3 protein-coding genes and 1 pseudogene are annotated in these 3,421 nt (G+C 70.3%); all 4 read right to left on the reverse strand.

The features are described from left to right. Positions 1–204: 204 nt before the first annotated feature. Positions 205–1,347, reverse strand: coding sequence for an N-acetylmuramoyl-L-alanine amidase (locus AB0G02_RS12950; RefSeq protein WP_360793205.1), 1,143 nt, complete (start codon positions 1,345–1,347; stop codon positions 205–207). A gap of 170 nt (positions 1,348–1,517) precedes the next feature. After that, the gene (gene trxA / locus AB0G02_RS12955) at positions 1,518–1,844 is read right to left on the reverse strand and encodes a thioredoxin (RefSeq protein WP_360793207.1); all 327 of its coding nucleotides are present in this window, start codon (positions 1,842–1,844) and stop codon (positions 1,518–1,520) included. Between the two features lie 27 nt (positions 1,845–1,871). Further along, positions 1,872–2,864 carry a thioredoxin-disulfide reductase gene (gene trxB / locus AB0G02_RS12960; protein WP_360793209.1) on the reverse strand — a complete coding sequence of 331 codons (993 nt, stop codon included), beginning with the start codon at positions 2,862–2,864 and terminating at the stop codon, positions 1,872–1,874. Between the two features lie 103 nt (positions 2,865–2,967). Then, a pseudogene (locus AB0G02_RS12965) lies at positions 2,968–3,421 on the reverse strand (hypothetical protein); the annotation flags it as partial.

The raw sequence follows: 3,421 nt of genomic DNA on the forward strand, positions 1-3,421 counted from the left end.
ACTGCCTTCCCGAGGTAGACGCTGTGCCCCCCCGGGGCCCCCCCGCGCCCCCAGTTTACCCCCCCCGCGCGCCCGGGGCCCCGGCCCGCCGCCTCCCCCCGCGCGGCCCACGACGCTCTTGGGGTCGCGCTGGAGCTGGCTCCACTGCACCTCGGTGGTCATGGAACCAATTCTGAACTTATTCAGAAGTCATGGCAAGTGGCGTCAGCGGACCTTGCCGGTCGCCACTTCGTGCCGCAGCAGGTCGTCCATGGTGAACGTGCCGGTCGGCTGGTCGTCCTTGCCGAGCAGGTACAGGCGCTTCACCGCGACCAGGATGCCCTCGGCCACGACGTCGCGGAACGAGGGGTTCGCCAGCCGCTGCCGGTCGCCCTGGTTGGTCAGGTAGCCGACCTCGACCCGGACCGCCGTGCAGCGGGTCATCCGCAGCATGTCCCACGTCTTGGGGTGCGTGCGGCAGTCCAGCAGGCCCGTCCGCGCGACGATCTCGCGCTGGATGAACCCGGCCAGCGCCTCACCCACGGTGGACGACGTGCCGTTGCCCGTGCCGAAGTGGAACGTCGCCACGCCGGACGCCAGCGCCGACGAGTTGCCGTCCGCGTGCAGCGACAGGATCAGGTCGGCGCCCGCCTCGTTGGCGAACCGGGCCCGCTCGCCCTCGTCCGGGTTGTGGTTGGGCCCGCGGGTCAGCAGGGCCTCCATGCCGGTGGCGGCCATCTTGCCCTCGAGCAGCCTGGCCAGGTCGAGCATGACGTCGGCCTCGGACACGCCGTCGACCACGACGCCGCGGTCCTCACCGCCGTGACCCGGGTCGATGATGATGCGCTTGCCGGACAGCCTGGGCCCGGCCCGGCGGACCCGCTCCTGCTCGCGCAGGAACACCGGCCGGCCGCCGCGCACCTTGGGCTGGAGCTGGCGCAGCGCGCGGACCGTGTCGGGACCGCACATGCCGTCCGCGATCAGGCCGTAGTCGCGCTGGAAGTTGCGCAACGCCTGCTCTGTCTGCTGACCGAACTCGCCGTTGGCCCTGCCGGCGTCGTAACCGAGTTCCAGCAGGCGTTCCTGCAGCGCGAACACGTCGTCACCGGTCACCGGCTGCGCCATCAGGAACGCGAGCGGCCGGTCACCGAGTCGGTAGGTCGCGTCACGCAGCGCGCGGTAGGTGGCCGGGCCGACCAGACCGTCGGTGATCAGGCCCCGCTGCTGCTGGAACGCGCGCACTGCGTGCTCGACCGGCAGGTCGAACACCTGGGACGGTTGCGGATCGGACAGCAGACCGAGCTTCGTCAGCGTTGCCCTGACCTCGGCGACGTCCGGACCGAAATCCCCGCGGCGGAGTAGCAGCATGCACCCCTCGCTCACTAAGGCGCCGACATCCGTCGACGCGAACTTGACGCCCTATTGTGCCTTGCTCGCGGCGATCGCACGGATGGGGCTACTGCGAGTGGTCACGGTCCCACAAAAGGATGACCCGCCCCTCTCTTCAGAAGAGGGACGGGTCACCCGTTTGCCTGCACTCAGAGCACGTCGGAGAGGTCCTTGAGCAGCGCGGCCTTCGGCTTGGCGCCCACGATCTGCTTCACCGGCTTGCCGCCCTGGAACAGGATCATGGTCGGCACCGACATGATCTGGTAGTCGCGGGCGATCGACGGGTTGGCGTCGATGTCGAGCTTCGCGACGGTGATCTTGTCGGCGTGCTCGGTGGCGATCTCCTCCAGCACCGGGGCGACCATCTTGCACGGGCCGCACCAGGTGGCCCAGAAGTCGACCAGTACCGGCTTCTCGCTGGTCAGGACGTCGTCGGCGAAGGTCTTAGCGGACGTGACCACGGTCGGGCCTGCCATGTTGGTATCTCCCTCGGGGAAAGTGGTTCAGCTGGTCGTGACGGGCTCGCTGTAGCCGCCGCCGACGTGCTCGGCGGTGACCGCGGCCTCCGTGGTCCCGTGTTCGGCGAGCCAGCGCTCCGCGTCGATCGCGGCGGCGCAGCCCGACCCGGCAGCGGTGATCGCCTGCCGGTAGGTGTGGTCGACGAGGTCACCCGCGGCGAACACACCGTCCACGTTCGTGTGGGTGGTGCGGCCGACGACCTGGACGTAGCCCTCGCCGTCCACCTCGACCTGGCCCTTGACCAGCGCGCTGCGCGGGTCGTGGCCGATGGCGACGAAGAAGCCGGTGAACGGGTGCTCCGTCACTTCACCGGTGCGGGTGTCGCGGGTCTTCACTCCGGTCACCGCGGTGTCACCGAGCACCTCGACGACCTCGGCGTTGAGCAGCCACTTGATCTTCTCGTTGCCCCGCGCGCGCTCCAGCATGATCTTGGAGGCGCGGAACTCCTCGCGGCGGTGGATGATCGTGACGGTGCGGGCGAACTTGGTGAGGAACGTCGCCTCCTCCATCGCGGAGTCGCCGCCGCCGATCACCGCGATGTCCTGGTCGCGGAAGAAGAAGCCGTCGCACGTGGCGCAGGCCGACACACCGCGGCCCAGCAGCTGCTGCTCACCGGGGACGTGCAGGTAGCGCGCCGCCGCGCCCATGGCCAGGATGACCGCGCGGGCGGCGTAGCGGCGGCCGTTGGCGGTGACGTACTTCACCGGGCCGTCGAGCTCGACCTCCTCGACGTCCTCCGAGCGCAGCTCGGCGCCGAACCGCTTGGCCTGCTCCCGCATCTGCTCCATGAGGTCGGGGCCCATGATGCCGTCGCGGAAGCCGGGGTAGTTCTCGACTTCGGTCGTGGTCATCAGCGCGCCGCCGTACTGCGAGCCCTCGAACACCAGCGGTTCGAGCTGCGCGCGCGCCGCGTAGACGCCCGCGGTGTACCCGGCGGGCCCCGATCCCACGACGATCAGGTTCCGAACGTCCGACACCCTCGACCTCCGTTAGTCGCTCCCGGACCTGGATCACCCGGCCCGGCTCTTCGCTCAACGGATCGTAGGGTGCGGTAATTCCGCCATCCCGCAGTGAGCTCGACTACGGCTCGATCGTGCTGTTCGCCAACACGCCGTCCGGGTTGTCCGGGCCGCAGGTCCGGGGGTCGACCACCACGATCCGGTACGCGCCCGGCGTGCCCGCGGGCAGGATCGCCATCACGGCCGGCTTGTCGTCCAGCGTGATGGGGCTGACGCCGAGCGGCTTGCCCGCCGTGATGTTCGCGCCGCGCAGGCAGTCGGCCAGCTTGTCCTGGTTCTCCAGCGGGCCGTAGTTCTGCGCCTTGAGCACGTCACCGAACGCCGGGCCGAAGTTCTCGTCGCGCACCGCGGGGATCTTGGTCGCGCCGGGTGGGAGCGCGCTGCCGCCGACCGTGGTCGTCGGGGTCTTGTCCTGCTGCGCCATGCCGCCGTTACCCGGGGCGTCGTCCCGGGGGATCGCGACCACGACGACGCCGACGGCGACCGCGGCCGCCGCCAGCAGCCCCGCGCCCCAG

This window comes from Actinosynnema sp. NPDC023658 (assembly GCF_040639995.1).
In the GTDB taxonomy this organism is placed as follows: Bacteria; Actinomycetota; Actinomycetes; order Mycobacteriales; family Pseudonocardiaceae; genus Actinosynnema.